At 64.6% G+C, this 20833-nt stretch carries 23 protein-coding genes; 9 read left to right on the plus strand and 14 right to left on the minus strand.

Annotation, left to right across the window (positions count from 1 at the left end; genetic code table 11):
• Positions 1-5 precede the first annotated feature (5 nt).
• Entirely contained in the window at positions 6-1826 is a 1821-nt protein-coding gene (locus tag E0L29_RS03125; RefSeq protein ID WP_242664250.1) for an ABC transporter ATP-binding protein, read from the plus strand.
• Positions 1827-1907: 81 nt separating this feature from the next.
• Here the strand turns inward: E0L29_RS03125 and E0L29_RS11675 are convergent, their stop codons facing one another.
• Both E0L29_RS11675 and E0L29_RS03130 read right to left on the minus strand, forming a co-directional pair.
• A complete protein-coding gene (locus E0L29_RS11675; protein WP_278248901.1) occupies positions 1908-2042 on the minus strand; it encodes a hypothetical protein in 135 nt (44 codons plus the stop codon).
• Between the two features lie 39 nt (positions 2043-2081).
• Positions 2082-3350, minus strand: coding sequence for an FtsX-like permease family protein (locus E0L29_RS03130; RefSeq protein ID WP_131354493.1), 1269 nt, complete (start codon positions 3348-3350; stop codon positions 2082-2084).
• 108 nt (positions 3351-3458) lie between these two features.
• On the opposite strand from E0L29_RS03130, the gene fni reads away from it, so the two are divergent.
• The 7 genes from fni (at position 3459) to E0L29_RS03165 (ending at position 8991) form a co-directional block, all read left to right on the plus strand.
• A complete protein-coding gene (gene fni / locus E0L29_RS03135; protein WP_131354496.1) occupies positions 3459-4538 on the plus strand; it encodes a type 2 isopentenyl-diphosphate Delta-isomerase in 1080 nt (359 codons plus the stop codon).
• A gap of 18 nt (positions 4539-4556) precedes the next feature.
• Positions 4557-5549 (plus strand): polyprenyl synthetase family protein, encoded by a 993-nt coding sequence (locus E0L29_RS03140; RefSeq protein ID WP_131354499.1) that lies wholly within the window; start codon positions 4557-4559, stop codon positions 5547-5549.
• A gap of 50 nt (positions 5550-5599) precedes the next feature.
• Complete coding sequence (gene dprA, locus E0L29_RS03145; protein WP_347564570.1) at positions 5600-6475, plus strand: DNA-processing protein DprA; 876 nt, start codon at positions 5600-5602, stop codon at positions 6473-6475.
• Between the two features lie 144 nt (positions 6476-6619).
• Positions 6620-7162 (plus strand): OmpH family outer membrane protein, encoded by a 543-nt coding sequence (locus E0L29_RS03150; RefSeq protein ID WP_242664252.1) that lies wholly within the window; start codon positions 6620-6622, stop codon positions 7160-7162.
• A 29-nt stretch (positions 7163-7191) separates the two neighbouring features.
• Positions 7192-7782, plus strand: a complete 591-nt coding sequence (lptC, locus tag E0L29_RS03155) for an LPS export ABC transporter periplasmic protein LptC (RefSeq protein WP_131354506.1) — start codon at positions 7192-7194, stop codon at positions 7780-7782.
• 31 nt (positions 7783-7813) lie between these two features.
• Positions 7814-8200: an aspartate 1-decarboxylase gene (gene panD / locus E0L29_RS03160; RefSeq protein ID WP_131354509.1), complete on the plus strand. Its 387-nt coding sequence runs from the start codon at positions 7814-7816 to the stop codon at positions 8198-8200.
• A 53-nt stretch (positions 8201-8253) separates the two neighbouring features.
• Positions 8254-8991, plus strand: a complete 738-nt coding sequence (locus E0L29_RS03165) for an NTP transferase domain-containing protein (protein ID WP_131354512.1) — start codon at positions 8254-8256, stop codon at positions 8989-8991.
• Between the two features lie 142 nt (positions 8992-9133).
• Here the strand turns inward: E0L29_RS03165 and E0L29_RS03170 are convergent, their stop codons facing one another.
• The 12 genes from E0L29_RS03170 to E0L29_RS03225 all read right to left on the minus strand — a co-directional run bounded on the left by E0L29_RS03170 (position 9134) and on the right by E0L29_RS03225 (position 19338).
• Complete coding sequence (locus E0L29_RS03170; protein WP_131354726.1) at positions 9134-9607, minus strand: VOC family protein; 474 nt, start codon at positions 9605-9607, stop codon at positions 9134-9136.
• On the minus strand, positions 9588-9941 hold the full coding sequence (locus E0L29_RS03175) for a DNA-directed RNA polymerase subunit omega (RefSeq protein WP_131354516.1): 354 nt from the start codon (positions 9939-9941) through the stop codon (positions 9588-9590). Before E0L29_RS03175 ends, E0L29_RS03170 begins: the two co-directional genes overlap by 20 nt.
• Positions 9922-10539 carry a guanylate kinase gene (gmk, locus tag E0L29_RS03180; RefSeq protein WP_131354519.1) on the minus strand — a complete coding sequence of 206 codons (618 nt, stop codon included), beginning with the start codon at positions 10537-10539 and terminating at the stop codon, positions 9922-9924. The genes E0L29_RS03175 and gmk overlap by 20 nt, the downstream gene beginning before the upstream one ends.
• A gap of 5 nt (positions 10540-10544) precedes the next feature.
• Positions 10545-11432: a YicC/YloC family endoribonuclease gene (locus E0L29_RS03185; RefSeq protein WP_131354521.1), complete on the minus strand. Its 888-nt coding sequence runs from the start codon at positions 11430-11432 to the stop codon at positions 10545-10547.
• A 110-nt stretch (positions 11433-11542) separates the two neighbouring features.
• Positions 11543-11812 (minus strand): 30S ribosomal protein S15, encoded by a 270-nt coding sequence (rpsO, locus tag E0L29_RS03190; RefSeq protein ID WP_131354524.1) that lies wholly within the window; start codon positions 11810-11812, stop codon positions 11543-11545.
• A gap of 51 nt (positions 11813-11863) precedes the next feature.
• The gene (locus tag E0L29_RS03195) at positions 11864-12826 is read right to left on the minus strand and encodes a bifunctional riboflavin kinase/FAD synthetase (RefSeq protein ID WP_131354527.1); all 963 of its coding nucleotides are present in this window, start codon (positions 12824-12826) and stop codon (positions 11864-11866) included.
• Between the two features lie 23 nt (positions 12827-12849).
• The gene (gene truB, locus E0L29_RS03200; protein WP_131354530.1) at positions 12850-13593 is read right to left on the minus strand and encodes a tRNA pseudouridine(55) synthase TruB; all 744 of its coding nucleotides are present in this window, start codon (positions 13591-13593) and stop codon (positions 12850-12852) included.
• A 22-nt stretch (positions 13594-13615) separates the two neighbouring features.
• A complete protein-coding gene (gene rbfA / locus E0L29_RS03205) occupies positions 13616-13975 on the minus strand; it encodes a 30S ribosome-binding factor RbfA (RefSeq protein WP_131354533.1) in 360 nt (119 codons plus the stop codon).
• Positions 13976-13993: 18 nt separating this feature from the next.
• Entirely contained in the window at positions 13994-16702 is a 2709-nt protein-coding gene (gene infB / locus E0L29_RS03210; protein WP_131354536.1) for a translation initiation factor IF-2, read from the minus strand.
• A 61-nt stretch (positions 16703-16763) separates the two neighbouring features.
• Entirely contained in the window at positions 16764-18401 is a 1638-nt protein-coding gene (nusA, locus tag E0L29_RS03215; RefSeq protein WP_242664253.1) for a transcription termination factor NusA, read from the minus strand.
• 40 nt (positions 18402-18441) lie between these two features.
• Positions 18442-18972 (minus strand): ribosome maturation factor RimP, encoded by a 531-nt coding sequence (gene rimP, locus E0L29_RS03220; RefSeq protein WP_131354539.1) that lies wholly within the window; start codon positions 18970-18972, stop codon positions 18442-18444.
• A gap of 159 nt (positions 18973-19131) precedes the next feature.
• The gene (locus E0L29_RS03225; RefSeq protein ID WP_131354542.1) at positions 19132-19338 is read right to left on the minus strand and encodes a hypothetical protein; all 207 of its coding nucleotides are present in this window, start codon (positions 19336-19338) and stop codon (positions 19132-19134) included.
• A gap of 140 nt (positions 19339-19478) precedes the next feature.
• Between E0L29_RS03225 and E0L29_RS03230 the strand changes: the two genes are divergently transcribed.
• Positions 19479-20795: an ATP-binding protein gene (locus E0L29_RS03230; RefSeq protein WP_242664254.1), complete on the plus strand. Its 1317-nt coding sequence runs from the start codon at positions 19479-19481 to the stop codon at positions 20793-20795.
• The last annotated feature ends 38 nt before the right edge of the window (positions 20796-20833 follow it).

Genomic DNA, 20833 nt, shown 5'->3' on the forward strand with positions numbered 1-20833 from the left:
GGCCGATGGGAGGACGGGGCGGGTTCACCACCCAGCAGGACGACACCCTCAAAGGCCGGAAAGGCTCCGCCGACGGCTACATCGTCTCGCGCCTCCTGCAGTACGTCAAGCCGATGAAGGGGCTGGTTGCCACCGCGATGCTCGTCACCATCGGCGGCTCCTTCCTCGGACCGATGCGCCCCTACCTCACGAAAGTCGCCATCGACGACCACATCTCGAAAGGGGACCTGCACGGGCTCGCCACCATCAGCCTGATCCTCGGCGCCGTCATCCTCCTCGACGGCCTCAAGCAGTACGCCGCCACCTGGCTGGCGCAGCTGATCGGCCAGAAAGCGGTCTTCAACATCCGCATGGACGTCTTCAGCCACCTGCAGAAACTCCCGGCGCGCTTCTACGACCGCAACCCGATCGGAAGGCTCATCACGCGCACCACCAACGACATCGAGTCGCTCAACGAGCTGCTCTCGAGCGGCATCGTCACCATCCTCGGCGACACCCTCCAGCTCGTCTTCATCGTCGGCATCATGGTATGGATCGACTGGCAGCTCACGCTCGTCGTGCTCGCCATCCTGCCGCTCATGCTCTACGCCACCTTCTTTTTCAAGAGCCGGGTCCGCAAGGCCTTCGGCGACGTGCGCACGCACCTGGCCCGGCTGAACACCTTCTTCCAGGAGCACATCACCGGTATGTCGATCGTGCAGCTCTTCAACCGCGAGGAGCGCGAGTCGGAGCACTACGCCGAGATCAACCGCGACCACCGCGACGCCAACATCCGCACGGTCTTCTACTTCTCCATCTACTACCCCCTCATCGAGACCCTCAGCGCCGCGGCGGCGGGGCTCGTGATCTGGTACAGCGGCGTGCGCCTCCTGAAGGCGGACCTCACGATCGGCGTGGTGATCTCGTTCGTGCAGTACATCTCGCTCTTCTTCCGCCCGCTGCAGCACCTCTCCGACAAGTTCAACACCATGCAGACGGCGATCGCGAGCTCCGACCGCATCTTCCGCCTGCTCGACGAGAAGGAGGGGCTCGAGGAGGACAGCGCAGCCGATACGAACGGGCAGCCGCTGCACTTCAGGGAGTCGATCGAGTTCAAAAACGTCTGGTTCGCCTACGAAGGAGAGAACTGGGTGCTGAAGGACGTCTCCTTCACGATACGGAAGGGAGAGAAGATCGCCATCGTCGGCGCCACCGGCAGCGGCAAGACCACCATCATCAACATCCTCTCGCGCCTCTACCCCTACCAGAAGGGCGAGGTGCTCCTCGACGGCGTCCCGCTCGAAAAGATTCCGCAGCAGTCGCTGCGACGGCGGATAGGCGTCGTCATGCAGGACGTCTTCCTCTTCTCCGGCACCATCCGCGAGAACCTCGCGTTCGCCAACCCCAACCTCCCCGTCGAAACCCTCAGGGCTGCGGCCGAAACGGTCGGTGCCGACCGGTTCATCAGGAAGTTCCCCGAAGGCTACGAGCACCGCATCCTCGAAAACGGCACCGGGCTCTCCGCCGGCCAGAAGCAGCTGATCGCCTTCGTGCGCGCCCTGCTCTACAACCCGGAGGTCCTCGTCCTCGACGAAGCGACGAGCTCGGTCGACACCGAGACCGAAGGGCTGGTCGACCGGGCCACCCTGCGGCTCATGAAGGGGCGCACCTCCATCATCATCGCCCACCGCCTCTCCAGCGTCCAGAGGGCCGACCGCATCATCGTCCTCCACAAGGGGGTCATCCGCGAAACCGGCACCCACCAGGAGCTGCTCCGAGAGCGCGGCCTCTACCACAAGCTCTACCTGCTCCAGCACCCGGAGAGGCTCGCCGCCGAGGGGGCATAGGATAGGCTGCTGCCCGCACCGCTCGCAGAAGCGCACTGGAAGGCCATCACCGAAACCCTCCACCGCCCCGAAACGCCCGGCTCACGCTTCCCCTGAAAGCCCTCCGCCGAGCGACGCCGCCACCGCGTAGCTGATCACGTCGACCTCGCTGCGCTTCTGGTGCTCAAGGCCGCCATAGATATTGCATAAAATGATGATGATCGCCGACAGATGCAAACAGGGCTCGGCGTACAGCCGGACACCCCTCAAGGCCCCCTACAGCGAGCTGTCGCGCAGCACCTGCACGGGTTCGAGCTTTGCCGCTCGGGCTGAGGGGAAGATGGCGGCGAAGGTGCTGATGAAGACCGTGACGCCGATGACGTAGACGAAGTAGAGCGGGTTGGTGGACATGCTGAACCCGGTCTTGGTGATGGGGCCCTGGGAGTTCTCGACGGGGATGCTGGCGAAGAGGTCTATGGCACCGATGGCGAGCAGGCCGCCGAAGAGCGCGCCGACGAGGCCGACGAGGAACCCCTCGAGCACGAACATCCCCACCAGCTGGCGCCGCGAGAAGCCGAAGGACTTCATGATGGCGATGTCGCGGCTCTTCTCGAAGATGGTGGTCACCAGGATGTTGGCCACCCCGAACCCGGAGACCACCCCCACGAACGCCACCAGCGAGAAGACGATGTAGCCGATGCGGGCGAAGAGCGAGAGCACGCCCGAGTTGGCCTCCTGCCAGGTGAGCGAGCGGTACCCGGTGAGCGCCTGGAGCTCGCGGGCGAGCGGGGTGTTGTCGAGCGGGTCGCGCACCTTCAGGGCGATGCCGCTCACCTTCCCGGCCGGCATGCCCTCGACGATCTGGGCCAGCCGGAGGGAGGAGAAGACGCTGTTGTCGGTGGCGTTCACCCCCGAGAAGAAGATCCCCGACACCTTGCACTGCCGGCTCGGCCCGGACCCCGGGATGATGGTCACCTCGTCGCCGAGCTTCAACTGCATGTCGCGGGCGACGGTGCGGCCGACGAGCAGCCCGTTGGCGGTGCGGCGGAACATCGCCGCGTCGCCCTCCGTCAGCTTCCCCCCGATGCCGCTGATGGCGTCCTCCCGTTCGAGCTCCACCCCCTTCAGGAGCAGCGGCTCGTTGCGGCGGCCCTTGACGAGCATCACCTGCGTCTCGACGTAGGGCGACGCGGCCCGTACTTTAGAAGCGTAGGCCGGGGAGGCGAGCATCGAGAGGATGCGCCGGTAGTTGGAGACCTCGTCGCGCTCCTGCTTCTCGGTATGGTCCTCGACCATGGAGACCGCCTTGGGGCGCGCCGCCTCGAGCACGTTGACCGGCACGGGATCGATCTCCTCGCCCTTCAGGGTGATGTGCGGGGCGACGTCGATGATGGTCTCGACGAAGGAGTCGAGCAGGCCGCGGGTGAGCGAAATGGTGGTGATGAGCACCATGGTGCTGACGGCCACGCCGACGATGGTCGTCACGCTCTGGCGCCGACGGCCGAGAAGGTGGCGCATGGCGACCTGGAAGAGAGTCTTGAGCATGGTCGGGCGTCGGAGGGAAGCGGAATGTTACGGGAATTTTTATTAAGTTATGACTTTTAGCGGGAAGTAAGAAAAACCCTTAACGGACAGCGGGGGCGGCCGGCCGGCATGAGTACAACCATCACCAACAGCACTGCGGAGCGCAAGCACAGCCACGTCGACATCTGCCTGCACGGCGAGGTCGCCTTCAGCTCGGCCACGACCGGCTTGGAGCGCTACCGGCTCCGCCACAACGCCCTGCCGGAGGTGAGCTTCGAGGAGATTTCGACCGAGACCGTCTTCCTCGGAAAGCACATCGGCATGCCGCTCATGATCTCCTCCATGACGGGAGGCTACAGCGAAGCGGCCGACCTGAACCGGCAGCTTGCCGAATGCGCCGAACGGTTCCGGATCCCCCTCGGCGTCGGCAGCATGCGCCAGGCGCTCGAGGACACCCGGCACCGCGACAGCTTCTCCATCGTCCGGCGCCACGCCCCCACCACCCAGCTCTTCGCCAACATCGGCGCCCCGGAAGTCGCCCGGGGGCTCTCCGACGAGGACCTCCGCACCATGACGGAGCTCATCCGGGCCGACGGGCTCATCGTCCACCTCAACGCCGCCCAGGAGCTCTTCCAGCCGGAGGGCGGAACGGATTTCCGGAGGGTGCTCGACCGCCTCGCCGACATCGCCGCAAAACTCGACCTGCCGGTCATCGCCAAGGAGGTCGGCTGCGGCATCGGCGCCGAAGCGGCCCGCCGCCTGCTCGCCGCCGGCGTGCGGGTCATCGACGTGGCCGGGGCCGGCGGCATCAGCTGGCAGAAGGTCGAGGAGGCGCGCTACACCCGCCGCTTCGGCACCGATGCCCGCTTCAGCGAAGGAGCGCTCGACGAGCTGCTCAACTGGGGCATCCCGACGGCCGAGTGCGTGGTCGAAGTCGACGCCCTGCGCCCCCGGGCCGGCGGCACGAAACCCTTCTTCGTCATCGCCTCCGGAGGCATCCGGAGCGGCCTCGACATCGCAAAGTCCATCGCCCTCGGGGCGGACCTGGCGGCCTCGGCCGGGGCGCTCCTGAAGGCGCTCCACCAGGGGAGGCTCGAGGAGACCCTCGGCGCCTGGCAGAACGACCTGCGCGCCGCCATGTTCCTCACCGGCTCCGGAAGCGTGGCCGAACTCCAGAAAAACCGGCCCATCGCCGTACAACGCCCGTAACCCTTCACAAGAGAAACCATGACCGTCACGCAAGCGCTCGTAGAAGAGAAATACCGCCGGTACCACAAAAGGATCAACGACGCCCTCGGCGGGTGCTTCGCCGCCACCACCCCGGCCACCCTCTACGCCCCGGCCCGATACATCCTCGAAGGCAAGGGGAAGCGGATACGCCCCTTCCTCACCCTGCTCGCCTCGGAGGCCGTCAGCGGCAGCTCCGAGAACGCGCTGAAGGTGGCGCTCGCCGTCGAGGTGCTGCACAACTTCACCCTGATGCACGACGACATCATGGACGAGGCCGAACTCCGCCACAACCGCCCCACCGTGCACCGTGAGTGGAACGCCAACGTCGCCATCCTCTCCGGCGACATGATGATCGCCTACGCCTACGAGCTCGCCCTGCAGGCCGACACCAGCCGCCACGCCGAGCTCATCCACATCCTCAACCACGCCAACATCACCATCTGCGAAGGCCAGGCCCTCGACATGGAGCTCGAGGAGAAACAGGACGCCACGATCGCCGACTACCTCGACATGATCTCGAAGAAGACCGGCCGGCTCATCTCGGCCGCGCTCGAGGCCGGCGGCGTCGTCGCCGACGCGACCCCCGCAGAGGTGGAAAGCCTCGTACTCTTCGGCGAGAGGATCGGCCGCGCCTTCCAGATCCAGGACGACTACCTCGACATCATGGCCGAGGAGGGCAAGTCCGGCAAGATGCCCGGCGGCGACGTCATCAACGGCAAGAAGACCTACCTCCTCCTGCGCTCGCTGGAGCTCACCTCGGGAGCGGACCACGAGCTGCTGCACTCGATCTACATGAACAAGGGGATCGGAAAAGAGCGCGTGCCGGACGTCAGGGCCATCTACGAGCGCTGCGGCGTGCTCGAGGAGACCGCGGGGCTCATCAACCGCGACACCGAAGAGGCGCTCACGGCGCTCGAGAGCCTGCCGCACGCCGAAGGGCGCGACTACCTGCGGGGATTCGCCAACATCCTGATGAAGAGGGACTTCTGAGGGAACGGGAACAGGAAGAGGCGCGCACCCTCCTGCTCGCCCTCACCCGCATCCCGGGCGTGGGGCCGGCGAAGCTGAAAACGCTCGCCGCCTCCCGCCCGGACCTCACCGGCATCCTCAGGCTCGGAAGGAACGAGCTCGCCCTCGTGCCGGGCATCGGCGAGAAGCTCGCCGCCGATATCCACCGTTTTCTCCACTCCCCCGCCCTCAAGACGGCAGAGGACGAGGCGGAGCGCCAGCTCGAACAGCTCCACCGCCTCGGCGGGAGGATGGCGACCATCCTCGACGCCGACTACCCCTCCCTCCTCCGCGAGATCTACGACCCGCCACCCTGCCTCTTCATCCGCGGCACCCTCCCGCCCCCGGACGTTCCCGGCATATCGGTCGTCGGCACGCGCAAAGCCTCGACCTACGGCAGGAGCGCGGCAAGCCTCCTGGCCGGCGGGCTTGCGGCAAGGGGCGTCTGCATCTACAGCGGGCTCGCCTACGGCATCGACACGGCGGCCCACCGGGCGGCGATCGAGGCGGGAGGAACGACCGTCGCCGTGCTCGCCACCGGGGTCGACACCGTCTACACCGACCCGAACGGGAAGCTCTGGCCGAGGATCCTGGAGCGGGGAGCGCTCATCTCGGAAGAGTGGATAGGCTCGGAGACGGACGCCGGGAAGTTCCCCAAGCGCAACCGCATCATCTCGGGCATCTCCGCCGGCACCCTCGTCGTGGAGTCCGCGCTCCGCGGCGGCTCGCTCAACACCGCCTCGAGCGCGCTCGAGCAGAACCGGGAGGTGTTCGCCGTGCCGGGCTCCATCTTCAGCGAAGGATCCCGGGGCACGAACCGCCTCATCCAGGAGGGCCAGGCAAAACCCGTCATGGCGGTCGAGGACGTGCTCCAGGAGTTCGGGCCGGCCTTCGCCCCCATAGGCTGAAAAAGAGCCGCCCGGCGCGCGGCGGAGCCATAGGTTTTCGTCGCGGAATTATTACCTTTGAAAATGCATTTCCGGTGGTTTAGGCCGCTTAGGACCCCGTAAGGGACCGCTTCAAAACAACAAACAAAAAACAAGATGAACCGCATGAGAGACATTCTGAGCGCATGCCGCCGCACCGCCCTGGCCGCGATCTTCGGCCTCGCCATCGCCGCTCCTTCCCTCCAGGCCGCTCCCGCCGGCGCCGGCAAGGTGGGCGTCGTCGACTTCCCGAGGATCCTCCAGCAGATGCCCGAGGCCAAGCAGGCCGAGGCGACCCTGAAAGCCACCGCAGCCCCGTTCGAAAAGGAGCTCCAGCGCCAGCAGGCCGAGCTGCAGAAAGCGGCCGAAGCCTACGGCGCCGAGCGTGCCGCGATGAGCAAGCAGGCCCGCGACCTCAAGGAGAAGGACCTGAACCTGAAGGCCCAGGGCATGCAGAAGTACAAGCAGGAGAAGTTCGGCCAGGGCGGCGCGCTCGACCAGAAGCAGCAGCAGCTGATCGTCCCCATCCGCCAGAAGCTCCTCACGGCCATCAAGACCATCGCCGACCGTGAAGGCTACTCGCTCGTCCTCGACAAGCAGGCCATGGTCTACGGCACCCCGGAGAGCGATTTGACCTTCAAGGTCATGAACCAGCTCAACATCAAGTAATCACCAGACCGCTTACACCATCCTGCTTCATGGGCATCCCTCTCAAGCATAGCGCAACCCTCCGGCGGGGTGCCCATACACTCCTCCTCATCCTCTGCACCGTCCTCATTGCGGTGCTCTCGGGCTGCGCTTCCGACAGCGGCCGCGAAAGCGACCCGAACGCTCCCGTCGTCGAGGACAACAGCCCGCTCCAGGAGAGCTGGCAGGTCGAGTTCGTCGTCTCGGAAGAGGGAGTGCGCAAGTCACTCATCAGGGCCGGCCACGTCACGGAGTTCCGCGTAGAGGGGAAGAGCGAACAGCACCTCGACCAGGGTGTGAAGGTCGAGTTCTTCGACGCCGAAGGGCAGCGGACGACCGAAATCACGGCCGACCGCGCCGTCGTCTACGATAACCAGGACATCGAGGGGATGGGCCACGTGGTGATACGCTCAAGCGACAACACCGTCATCCGCACCGAATACGCCAAGCGCTCAGGCCTCGACCGCAGGATCCGCTCCGACCGGTTCGTCACGATCGACCGGCCCGACCAGCGGATCAGCGGATACGGATTCGAAAGCGACCAGGAAATCCGCCATTATCGTATATTCCGTGGCAGCGGAGAGGGCATCCTCAAGCAGTAACCCCAACAGACCATAAGGAACAGAGCTTTTCATGAAACTTCACCTCCTCAAATCGAAGATCCACAACGCAATCGTCACCAGCGGCGACCTCGAGTATGAAGGCAGCATCACCATCGACTGCGAACTGCTCGAAAAAGCCGACATGATTCCCAACGAGAAGGTCCTCGTCGTCAACAACAACAACGGCGAGCGCTTCGAGACCTACATCATCAACGGCCGGCGCGGCTCCCGCGAAATCCAGCTCAACGGCGCCGCCGCGCGCTGCGCGCTTCCCGGCGACGAGATCATCATCATGACCTTCTGCGAAATCGAGGCCGAAGAGGCCCGGGAGTTCAAGCCGATGGTGCTCATCGTCGACCAGAACAACAACCCCAAGCGCCGCCACCGCATCGGGGAGGAAGACGAGCAGCTCGACTGAGCAGGCTGCTTGAGAGCAGAAGAAGCACACCGGGCCCCCAGAAAACTACGCACATGTCCCTCGCAATCGTCATCATGGCCGCGGGCAAAGGCACCCGCATGCAGTCCGACCTGCCGAAGGTCCTCCATAAGGCCGACGGCCGCGCGCTCGTCGAGCACGTCATCGTGAAGTCCGAAGAGCTCGATCCCGAAAAGATCGTCCTCATCGTCGGCCACAAGGCCGAACTGGTAGAGGACGCCGTCAGGCACTTCCCCGTCACCTGCGTCCTGCAGGAGCCGCAGCTCGGCACCGGCCACGCCGTCATGCAGGCCGAAGCGGCCCTCGAAGAGTTCCGGGGGGAGGTTCTCATCCTCTCGGGCGATGCCCCGCTCTTCACCACCGAAACGCTCCGCCGCCTCATCGGCTTCCACCGCGAAAGCCGCGCCGCGGCGACGGTGCTGACGGCCGACATGGATGACCCGACCGGGTACGGCCGCGTCATCCGCAGGGCCGGCACCGACAGCGTCCTGCGCATCGTCGAACAGAAGGACGCCACGGAGGAGGAGAAGGCGGTGCGGGAGATCAACAGCGGCGTCTACGTCTTCGAGGCCGAAACGCTCTTCGGTTCGCTGCAGGAGATCGGAACCGACAACGCGCAGGCGGAGTACTACCTCACCGACGTCTTCGGCATCTGCTTCCGGAAGGGAAAGAGGGTCGCGGCATGGAAGACCCCGAACCCCGACGAGATCCACGGCATCAACACCCCCGAGCAGCTGGCCCGCGCCGAAGCGCTCCTGCGGCGCGCGCACTGAAGGCAGAAGAAAAGACGAGGATGGCGACACAGAGGAGCCATCACAACGGGAAGCCGGGTCCAGCCCGGCTCTTTTCGTGTCCGTTCCGAGGAACGGAACGCCGCTATGGGAATGGGAGGGTAATGGAGGGGAACGGTGCCGCCTACTTGCGCGACCGGCGTGGTTTCTCCTCGGAGGGAACCGACGGGAGGGTTGCCGAGGGGGAGCTGGTGTCGATGCCCTCCTCACTCTTCTCGATGCCGGTGTCGCGCATGGAGTAGAACTCGACGAGGTTGCCGTCGGGATCCATGACGAAGAAGGCTCGCCCTTCGCGGCGGTTCGAGGGGCGGGTGACGAGGTGCACGCCGCTCTTCTCCATGAGGGCCGCGGCTTCGTCCACCTCGTGGTTCGAGGGGAGGCGGAACCCGAAATGGTCGACGCGGATGTCGCGCGCCTCGCGGGTACCGGGGGTCTCGGCCTTCACCAGCACCAGGAGGTCGGAACCGATCCTGAGATAGGTGATGTTGGCGCCGACCCGGTGGTCGAGGCCGAGGCCGAGGATCCCGGTGTAGAACGCTTCGGACTCGCGAAGGTCGTTGACCCGGAGGGTGATCTGGTTAATTCCCGTCAGTTTCATGCTCATCCTCGATCTTCGCCGGTTTGGGTTCAGCGGGCTTCTCGACCGTGTAGTCGAACTTGTGGTTGAAGAACTCGCCCACTGCGCGGTGTGAGGCCTTCTCGCGGCACTCGAACTCGAGGCTGATGGCGATCTGCTCGGGGAAGACCCGGTCGGACTCGCTCTCGCTGCTCGGGTTGCGGATCATCTCCTTGTAGGGAAGGAGCTTCTCCTCGAGCTCGGCGCGCTCCTCCTCGTGGATCTTGCGGGCACGCTTGGATATGGCGACCACGGTTTCGTAGAGGTTGTCGTGGGTGCTTCTCAACTTGTTCAGGTCAACGGGTTTGACTGACATCGTTTCGGGTGGTTTGCTTAGTTGAAAGAAAGTTCTCTATTGCCCGGCCGACGGCTTCGACCGCCTCCTCCAGGTCGTCGTTGACGAAGACCCGGTCGAACCGGTCCGCGTAGCCGAGCTCGAGCTCGGCACGCTCGAGGCGCGTTTTCAGGCTCTCCTCGTCCTCGCTCTTGCGCGAACGGAGCCGCTCCCTCAGCACCTCCATCGAAGGGGGCTTCAGGAAGACGAGGAGCGAATCGTCCCCGAAAAGCCGCTTGAGGTTCATTGCGCCCTTCACGTCGAGGTCGAAGAGCAGGTCGGTGCCTTCCCGCATCGCCTCGCGGGTCTTTTCCAGGAGGGTTCCGTAATGGTTGCCGAAAAAGAACTCGTGCTCGATGAATCCCCCCTCGTCGACGGTGCGAAGGAACTCCTCCGTGGAGAGGAAGTGGTAGTTGACGCCGTCCAGCTCTCCCTCGCGCATGGGGCGGGTCGTCGCGGAGACGGAGAAGCGCATGGAGGGGAAACGCTCGAGGATACGGCGCGCGATGGTCGACTTTCCGGTGCCGGACGGCGCCGAAAAGACGACAAGGCGTCCCTCTCTCTTCCCCTGTGCTGTCATACGTCTTACTCTATGTTCTGGAGCTGCTCGCGGATCTTCTCCAGCTCCTCCTTGATGTGGACGACCTTCTGGGAGATCTCGGCGCTCTGTGATTTCGATGCGATCGTATTGGCCTCGCGGAGCTGCTCCTGGAGAAGGAAGTTGAGCTTCCGTCCCGTGCCGCTCTCGTCGTTGTGCATCTCTTCGAGGAAAAACTTGTTGTGGCTGCGGAAACGCGTGAGCTCCTCGGTGATGTCGAGCCGGTCGGCCGAAAGCACCAGCTCCATCTCGAGCCGGTCGCGGCTGTAGGCGATGTCCCTGCCGGCGACGGCCTCTACCTTCGCGGCAAGCTTCCGCCGCACGGTTTCGAGATTGCCTTCCGAGAGGGTGCTGACAAGCGTGAGGGTATCGTCGATCTCGGCGATGCGCCGGGCGAAGTCCTGCAGGAGCTCCCTGCCTTCCCGCCGGCGCATCTCCTTGAGCTTTTCGACCGCCTCGAGGACGATGGGGCAAACGAGCGCCCAGAGCGCTTCGGAGTCGTCGAGCGGGGAGGCCGCGCTTTCGAAGACCTCGGAAAAACGGAGCAGGTGGTCGAGCGTGACCTCCGGCTTCACGCCGGAGGCAAGGGCGAGCTCGTCGAGCAGCCGGCGGCAGGCGCTGGCCTTTTCGGTGTTGACGCTCGTCTGGAGGGGCTCGCTTTCGTCCATCTGGACCTGCACGTAGACGGAGATCTTTCCCCGCTGGAACCGTGCCCGGACCATCTCGCGGACCTCGAGCTCGTAGGAGAGGAGCTGACGGGGCAGCTTGACGCCGATCTCGGCGAACCGGTTGTTGACCGAGCGCAGCTCGACGAGGGCTTTCACCCCGTCGTGCACCCGTTCGGCGCTGCCGTATCCGGTCATACTTTCCAGCATAGTCCCACCCAGCTCTAGAGGTTGTGCAATAACGCGCAGCCGTTCCGGACGCACCGGCCGGCGGGATTCATGCCCGACGGAAAGGGTGCGCCCGGATACGGAAAACCGGCTTACTTGCGCAGATCGAGGTCGGCGAGGACCTGGCGGTAGCGCTCGATGTCGACCTGCTGGAGGTACTTCAGGGCCTTCTTGCGCTTGCCGACGATCATGAGCAGGCCGCGGCGCGAGTGCTTGTCTTTCGGATGTGCCTTGAGGTGCCCGGTGAGCTCGGTGATCCTGCGGCTGAACAGGGCGACCTGTACTTCGGTCTTGCCGGTATTCTTGTCGTTGCCGCCGAACTCGGTGATGAGTGCTGCCTTGTGCTCTTTTGAAAGCGTCATGTTCTCTTTCTGTTAGTAATGGTAAATCGGTTGACCTGCAATATAATATTCCTAACGATACAACTCCACCGTTTTTTTATCTTTTTCAAGCTGTTCGCTGAGCGCATCGAACGAGGGGAACTTCCGCTCGTCGCGCACGAAGTGCAGGAGGCTGAAGCTGAGCTCCCGGCCGTAGAGCGATCCCTCCCGGCCGAGGATGTGCGCCTCGATGGAGAGCGGGCCCTCCCGCCCGACCGTCGGGCGCACGCCGACGTTCATCATCGCCCGCCACACCCGGCCGTCGATTTCGGTCTCGGCGACGTAGACCCCCGCGCGCGGCAGGAGCTTGTGCGGGTCGGTGAGCCGTATGTTCACGGTCGGGAACCCCAGCCCCCTTCCGCGCCCGTCTCCCCCGACCACCGTGCCGCCGAGCCGGAAAGGGGAGCCGAGGAACGCATTGGCCTCCTCGACGCGCCCTTCCCTGAGGAGCTGGCGGATGCGGGTGCTCGAGAAGTGCCCGCCCTCGAGCCGCACCTCTTCGACCACCTCGACCTGGAAGCCGAGCTCGCCGCCGAGGCGCCGAAGGTCCTCTCCCCCGCCCCGCCGCCCGCGGCCGAACCCGTGGTCGTACCCGACGACGATGCTCTGCAGGCCGATCATCCCGACCAGCACCTCCCGGATGAACTCCTCCGAGGTGCGCGAGGCGAACTCCGGCGTGAAGCGCACGATGAAGAGCAGGTCGACCGATTCGGCCTCGAGCAGCCGGATCTTCTCGTCAAGCGTCGTGAGCAGCCCGAGCGGACCGGTCAGCTCGCCCCCGAGCACCCGGCGCGGGTGCGGCTCGAAGGTCACCACCACGCTGCGCAGCCCCCGCTCCCGGGCGATCGAGACCATCCGGGAGATGATCCTGCGATGGCCGCAGTGCACCCCGTCGAACGCCCCGACCGTGACGGCCGAGGGAACGGCCGTGAACGCCGCCTCGCCCCCTGAACGCAGGGGACGGACCTCGTGGCTGTCGTAGATAACGATCTGCATCTTCGCCTGCTCCCTGTTAGCGATTACTCTTCATGACCGCCCGCTTCGGCATCAAACGCCGTCTGGCGCTCGATGCGCTCCATCGCCTCAGCGACCCTCATCGCATCCTCCACCCGGTAGGGACCGATCGCCGTCCGTCGCAGCCCGGCGAGATACCCGCCGACCCCGAGCTCGCGTCCGAGCTCATGGGCGATCACCCGGATGTAGGCCCCCTTCGAGACGACGAGCCGGCAGTGCACGAAGGGCAGCTCGACCCGCTCCACCTCGAAAGAGTGGATCACGATGGGGCGCGCCTTGCGCTCCTTCACCTCCTCGCCCCGGCGCGCCATCTCGTAAAGGCGCCGCCCCTCGTGCCAGACCGCCGAGTGCATCGGCGGCTGCTGCAGGCGCGGTCCCACGAACGAAGCCGCAACGCGGCGGACGTCCGCTTCGCTGAGGTGGTCTACGGGGGTCTGGCGGCACTCTTCGGTCTCGACGTCGTGGCTCGGGGTCTCGGCGCCGAGCTTGATCGTGGCCAGGTACTCCTTGTCGAGCCCTTCGAGGGAGGAGATCTCCTTGGTCCTGCGTCCTGTCGCCAGGATGAGCAGCCCGGTGGCTTTCGGGTCGAGCGTGCCGCAGTGGCCGACCTTGCGCTTCAGCCCGCCCCGCTTGTAGGTATTGCGGATCTTGGCGACGACGTCGAACGAGGTCCAGTCGAGCGGCTTGTCGACAAGGAGGAACTCCCCCGCTTCGGGGACGCCCGGGGTTTCGGTGTGCAGTACTTCCATCAGAGGCAGGCTTCCCCGGCGCTCAGGCCTGCTCCCCGTCGTCCTTGCGGACGCTGCGGAGCAGTTCCTCGATGCGGCTGGCCTGTTCGTAGAGCCGGTCCTCGTGGAACTCGAGTTCGGGAATGCGGCGGAACTGGTGGCGGATCCTTCCGGAGAGCATGTGGCGGATGTTCTTCGTCTCCTCCTGCAGGAACGCCATCGCTTCGTGCCGCTCGCTGGAGCTGCCGATGATGGAGACATAGGCGCGCGCAAGCCCGAGGTCGGCCGTGACCTTCACGTCGACCACGGTGAGCAGCGGCCCGCCCCGCGGATACTCCTTCTCGAGGATCGCTCCCAGCTCATGCTGCAGGAGCGATGCGACTTTTTCTGTTCGTCTCGACATAGGTCGGCTGGCAGGGAATCAGAGTTTGCGTTTCTTCTCGACGATGCGGTAGGCCTCGACCACGTCGCCGACCTTGATATCGTCGTAGTTCTTCAGGCCCACGCCGCACTCGTAGCCGGCATCGACCTCCTTGACGTCGTCCTTGAAGCGGCGCAGGGTGTCGAGCTGGCCGTCGTAGATCTGCACGCCGTCGCGCAGGAGGCGGACCTTGGCGTCGCGCAGGATCTTGCCCTCGAGCACGTAGCAGCCGCCGACGTTGCCGACCTTCGGCACCCTGAAGACCTGGCGGATCTCGAGCGAGCCGAGGCTCTCCTCGTGCAGCTCCGGCGAGAGCATGCCCTCGAGCGCCTTCTCGACGTCCTCGAGCACGTGGTAGATGACGCTGTAGAAGCGGACGTCGAGGTCCTCCTTCTCGGCGAGTTTCTTGGCGTTGACGTTCGGCCGGACGCGGAAGCCGATGATGATGGCATCGGAAGCCGCTGCCAGCAGCACGTCGGTCTCGGTGATCTGGCCCACGCCCTGGTGGATGATCTGCACCTTCACCTCGTCGTTCTGGATCTTCATGAGACCGTCGGCGAGTGCCTGGATCGAGCCGTCCGTATCGGCCTTGATGATGACGCTGAGCTCCTTCATGAGGCCCTCCTTGATCTGGCGGGCGATGCTGTCGAGCTTGACGCGGGTGCTGCGGCGGAACTCGTGCTCGCGGCGGATGATCTGGCGCTTCTGGGCCAGGTCGCGCGCCTCGCGGTCACCCTCCATGACGGTGAGGACGTCGCCGGCCTGCGGAAGGTCCTCGAAACCGAGCACGCTGACGGGCTGCGACGGGCCGGCCGCCTGGATGCGCTTGCCGCGCTCGTCCATCAGCGCACGGACCTTGCCCATGATGTTGCCGGCAACGAACGGGTCGCCGACCTTGAGGAAGCCGCGCTGCACGAGCACGGTCGAGATGACGCCCTTGCCCTTGTCGAGCTCGCTCTCCACGATGACGCCGCTGGCGGGAACCTCTTTCGAATAGTTGCCCTTGAGCTCGCGGACGTCCGCTTCGGTCAGCACCTTGTCGAGCAGCTCCTCGATGCCGAGACCCTTCTTGGCCGAGATCTCCTGGCACTGGCTCTCGCCGCCCCACTCCTCGACCAGTACGCCGGCCTCGGAGAGCTGGGTCTTGATCTTCTCGGGGTTGGCCTCCGGCTTGTCCATCTTGTTGATGGCCACCACCATCGGCACCCCTGCCGCCTTGGCGTGGTTGATCGCCTCGATGGTCTGCGGCATGACGCTGTCGTCGGCCGCGACGACGAGGATGACGATATCGGTCACCTGGGCACCGCGGGCGCGCATGGCGGTGAAGGCCTCGTGACCCGGGGTGTCGAGGAAGGTGACCTTGCGGCCGTTGGCAGCCGTCACCTCGTAGGCCGCCACGTGCTGCGTGATGCCGCCGGACTCGCCGGCCACCACGTTGCTGTTGCGGATGTAGTCGAGCAGCGAGGTCTTGCCGTGGTCGACGTGGCCCATGATGGTCACCACCGGGGGACGGGTGGCGAGGTCCTCCTCGCGGTCGACCGCCTCTTCGACGGCGGTCGCCTCGACCTCGGAGATGAACTCGGCCTCGAAGCCGAACTCGAGGGCGATCAGCTCGATCGACTCCCTGTCGAGACGCTGGTTGATGGTGACGAACTTGCCGAGAGTGAAGCACTTCTGGATGATGTCCCTGGCGGTCACGCCCATCAGCTCGGCGAGCTCATGGGGAGAGGCGTACTCGGTGACGCGCATGATCTGCTGTGCGAGCTCGCGCTCCATGTCCGCCTCCTCCTGTTCGCGCTCGCGCTCCATCTTGCGCTGCTTGCGGAACTTCGAACGCGAACCGGAGCCGGAGCTGTCGTCCATGCCGCTGACGGTGGCGCGGATGTTGGCCGAGATGACTTTTTCGTCGACGGCCGGCTTCTTCTTCTTGCCCTTCTTCTTGCCCATGCCGAACCCTTCCGAGACGACCCCTCCGGCGGGCTTCTTCTTGGGCTTGCCGTCCTCGCCGACCTCGGTGGAGCCGGAGGTGTCGAACTCGTCGCGGAGTTCGACGGCCTGCTCGCGGAAGTTCTTCTTCTTGCCCTTCCGCTTGCGGTCGGCCTCGCTCTCGATCTCGAGCGTGCCGAGCACGGTCAGCCCGCCGATGTTCTTCGGCGCGTCGTAGGAGACGATCTGGTCGTTGGGAGCCGCCTCGACCGGAGCCGGAGGAGCCTCGGGAGCGGGGACCTCCGAAGGGGCCTCGGCCGCGGGTGCGGCTTCAGGCTCTGCGGAGGGGGCTTCGGGAGCGGCCGGAGCGGGAGCCGGAGTCTCTGCGGCCTCAGCCTGCGGGGCCACGGGGGGCACCACGGGAGGAGTCACGGGGCGGACGGGAGGCTCGGCGACCGGAGGAGGAGGCGGCGCGACGGGTCCGGGCGTGAGGGTCTCGCGGAGCATCTGCTCCTTCTCGACGGCGCGACGGGACTGCTCTTCGAGGCGCGTGAGACGCTGCTGCTTCTCGGCGCGGATCTTCTGGGTCTCCTCGACCATCTTCTTCTCGTCGCTGAACTCGCTGAAGATCAGGGCGCGGATCTCCCCGTCGACCATCGAGGAGGTCGAGGCGACCTTGGCCCCCTCCCCCTTGACGAAGCGCAGGACCTCCTGAGGGCTCACCTGGAGCTCTCTTGCTATGTCACTGATCCGGTATTTCTTGTCCATGTCCTCAACGGCCATATACATCCTCCTCTGGATTAAAAAACTCTTTACTCGTTATCCACCTTCCGGCGCTGCGCCCTCACTCCTCTTCGGAGGCCGGCTCTGCGGCGTCGGCCGCGCCTTCGGGAGCCTCACCGGCCGGAGCGTCCTCAGCCCCGGCGCTCTCCCCCTCGATCTGTATGGCGACACGGTCCGCCTCGAAGAACATCGGCTCCGGCTCACGGAAGAGCTCTTCGAGGTCCTCGTCGGAGAACTGCTCCTTCACGGTGCGGTAGATGGTGTCGGCGATCTTGTGCCAGTAGCGCTTCTCGTCCTCGGAGATGCGGCGCTCGCGGGGCCTCGAGGGGCCGCGCATGCTCTTGCCGAACACGGTGACCTCATCGGGACGCTGGGGACCGAGCAGGGCCTGCTCGATCTCCTCCACACCGGCCTTGAGGGCCTTTTTGGCGGTATCGAGCCCGGCGTCGAGCAGCTGGTAGATCATGTCGTCGCCGAACTCCTCGCGGAACTCGATGATGTCGATGTCGGTCGGATCCTCCATCGAGCGGTCGATGACGTCGCGGTAGACGTCGATTTCATAGCCGGTGAGCTTCTCGGCCAGATGGATGTTGTTGCCGTTCTTGCCGATGGCGTACTTGATCTGGTCGGGCTTGAGCATGACGCGGGCCTTGCGGGTCTTCATGTCGGCGTGGACCGTCAGGGGGTCGATCTTGGCCGGCTGCAGGGCGCGCGAGATGTAGACCTGCGGCTCGTCGCTGTAGTAGATGACGTCGATGTTCTCGTTGTTGAGCTCTTTTACGATGCTCTGGATGCGCTTGCCGCGGTAGCCGACGGTGGCGCCGACGGGATCGATGCGCGCACTCGTCGATTCGACGGCGACCTTGGCGCGTTCGCCCGGCACGCGGGCGATGCCCTTGATGACGATGAGCCCGTCGAGGATCTCGGGAACCTCCTGTTCGAAGAGCTTGTAGAGGAACCGGTCGTCGACGCGGGAGACGATGACCTTCATGCCGCCGTCAGCCTTCTCCTTCTCCTCGACCGTGCCGTCGTCGAGGCGGATCTTCTGGCGCTCGCGCTCGATGTTCTTCACATAGAGCTTCATGCGCGGGGTACGGCGCGGGTTGTCTTTCTTCATCATCTCCGACTTCGGAAGCACCAGCTCCACGCGGTGGTCCTTCGTCGTGTTGTAGGTAAAGATCACCTCGTTGGAACGGACCTGGTAGACCTCGGCGGCGACGACCTCGCCGACCTTCTCGAGGCACTCTTCGTACACAACCATGCGCTCGAGGTCGCGCACCTTCTTCTGCACCGACTGCTTGATGATCTGGATGGACTTGCGCGACAGGTAGTCATCGAGCTTGATGGGACCCTCTTCATAGTAGTCCCCGACTTCGAGCGACTCGTCGATCTTGCGGACCTCCTCGAGGCTGATCTCGATCGGGGCGATGTCGACCTCCTCGACGATCTTCTTGAGGATGTAGACCTCGAAATCCCCTCTCTCGGGGTTGATGAAGATGTTGGCCTCGACCTCCGGGTCGTAGTCCTTGCGGAGCTGCTTCTGGATGATATCCTTGAGGAGGTCGGCGATGTCCATCTTCACCGCGGCGCTCTCGGTGCGCTTGTCGAGGAAGATCTTGGACTGCTCGATTTCACCGAACGCGCTTGCGATCTGCGCCTTCCTGTCGACTCCTTCAGCTTTTACCTGCTTTCTGGCCATCTCATTCAATGATTGTGTGCATTTAGAAAAAAAGACAAACTCAAATTTCGGGTTCCGCAGCTGCCTCAAGCACCGAGGCGAGCTCCAGCGTAACCTTCTCCGCCGCCTCCTGCTTCCCCTTCTTCTTCTCGGGAAGCGGCTCGAGCGTAATCGTGCCGCCGTTCTCTTCGAGCGACACCTCCAGCAAGCGGCCGGTGAACTCGTGCGCCAGGCCCTCGGGGTCGCGGTAGCGGACCCTCAGCAGGCGGCCCTTGTGGCGGCCGTACTGGCGCGGCAGCACGAGCGGCTCGCCGAGCCCGGGGGATCCTACGATGAGGTCGAAGTCCTCGCCCATCGTCCCCGCGAGCTCCTCGTCCTCCTCGAGCCGCTCGCGGATGCGGCGGGCGAAGAAGGAGCACTGGTCGATGCGGACCCCTTCGTCGGAGTCCACCACCACCTCGATCTTGCGGTGGACGGCCGAACCCTTCACCCTCACGGCGACAGGGTAGACCCCCTCGCCCTTCGTGCCGAGGGCGCCGTCCAGCACCTCGAGGACTATCGTCTCTATACGGCTCTCTATCGGAGACTGCATGGCTGCTTTCAACTAAGTTTTTCGTCCGGACAGGAACCGGGGGAAAACAAAAAAGTGGGGGATCCCCACTTCGCATAAGAAAAATTCCCGGACCCCTCTCGAACACTGCACGCTAATGTACGAAAAAAGCATACAACCGTCAAAATGATTCAAGCCGCCTCACTCTTCGTCGCGAAGCCGGCTCTCCACCACCTCGTACTCGGCCTCCTCGGCCTGCGCCGGAGGATCAACAGGGCGTCTCCCGCCGGGCTGCACGCGCCCCTCGGCCGCGCCCCGGAAGAACGAGATCACGGTGCTCCGCAGCACCCGCATGATGAGCCGGCCCATGAGCCAGAGGACGATGAGGAAAAGGAAGAATTTCAGCATGTACAACTATACAACAGCCGGAGCCATAAAAAAAATCCCTCCGGCACCATTTCCCCGGTGACGCCCACCCCCATGCTTGGAAACGGAGCGGAAAAGATTTATACTTTTTAAAAGTACGAATTCAAGCAAAAGTTGTCGCCTTGGAAGAACAATTCAGCGCCACCATACGACAGAAGATCGTCGACTCGCAGGCCAGGCCCTTTCCCGTCTTCACCCGGAGGGACACCCGCATACCGGCCATACCGGGCAAAGCCGTTGCGGTCATCGGCATGCGCCGGGCCGGCAAGACGACCCTGCTCCAGCAGATCATGCAGGAGCATGAACAAGAGGGAATGCGACGCGAAGAGATGCTCTACTTCAGCTTCGAGGACGAGCGGCTCGGCGGGATGCGCTCGGGGGATCTGCATCTGGTCATAGAGGAGTACTACCGGCTGCACCCCGGGCTCCGCGACCGGACGAAAGCCCTGTTCTGTTTCGACGAAATCCAGGTCGTTCCCGGCTGGGACACCTTCGTCCGGCGCATCCTCGACAGCGAACAGTGCACCGTTTTCCTTTCCGGCTCGTCGGCACGGATGCTTTCGCGTGAGGTCGGCACCAGCATGCGGGGCAGGGCGGTCGAGGCGGCCGTCTATCCGTTCAGCTTCAGGGAGTACCTGCGCCACCGCGATCTCGAACCCACGGAGAGGCCGGAACGGTGGACCAAGGCCGTACGCTCCACCCTCCGCCATGAACTCGGAGAGTACCTCGTCTACGGAGGGTTCCCCGAAAGCCTGGGGGTGAGGGGGCGCGACCGGATGGAGCTCCTGAAAAGCTACGTCGACGTGGCGCTGCTGCGCGACGTCATCGAACGCTACGAGGTGTCGAACCCGACGGCGCTGCGCTGGCTGGTCCGCCGGTTGCTCGCCAATCCGGCGGGCTCCTTCAGCATCAACCGCTTCCACAACGACCTGAAGTCCCAGGGCATCACGGCAGGAAGAGAGAGCGTCTACGACTATCTCGGCTATCTCGAGGACGCGTCCCTCCTCAGCACCGTCCCGATAAGCACCACCTCCGAACGCCGCAGGATGGTCAACCCAAGGAAAGTCTACCCCGTCGACACGGGGCTGATCGACTGCTTCGACCGCTCCGGAAAGGCCAACACCGGCCACGCCCTGGAAACGTGCGTCTATCTGGAGCTCTGCAGAAGGGGACATGAGGTCGCCTACGTCAGGACCGGCGAAGGGTACGAGGTCGATTTCCATGCGACGGACCCGGAGGGGAACGAGATGCTGATCCAGGTCTGTGCAACCGCGGCCGACAGAAAGACTCTTGCAAGGGAGGTGTGCGCGCTCGGAAAAGCTGCAGAAGAACACCCCCGCGCCGAACTGCTGCTGATCACGATGGAGCCGCCGGAGGGAAAGGAGCTTTCAGGAAAGGTCAGGGCCGTGCCGGCCGAAGAGTGGTTGCTGGAAGAATGAGCGGGAACGACACAGGAAGCCGCACTGCTCCTGACCGT

The organism is Chlorobium sp. N1 (genome assembly GCF_004332115.1).
Taxonomy (GTDB): Bacteria; Bacteroidota; Chlorobiia; order Chlorobiales; family Chlorobiaceae; genus Chlorobium.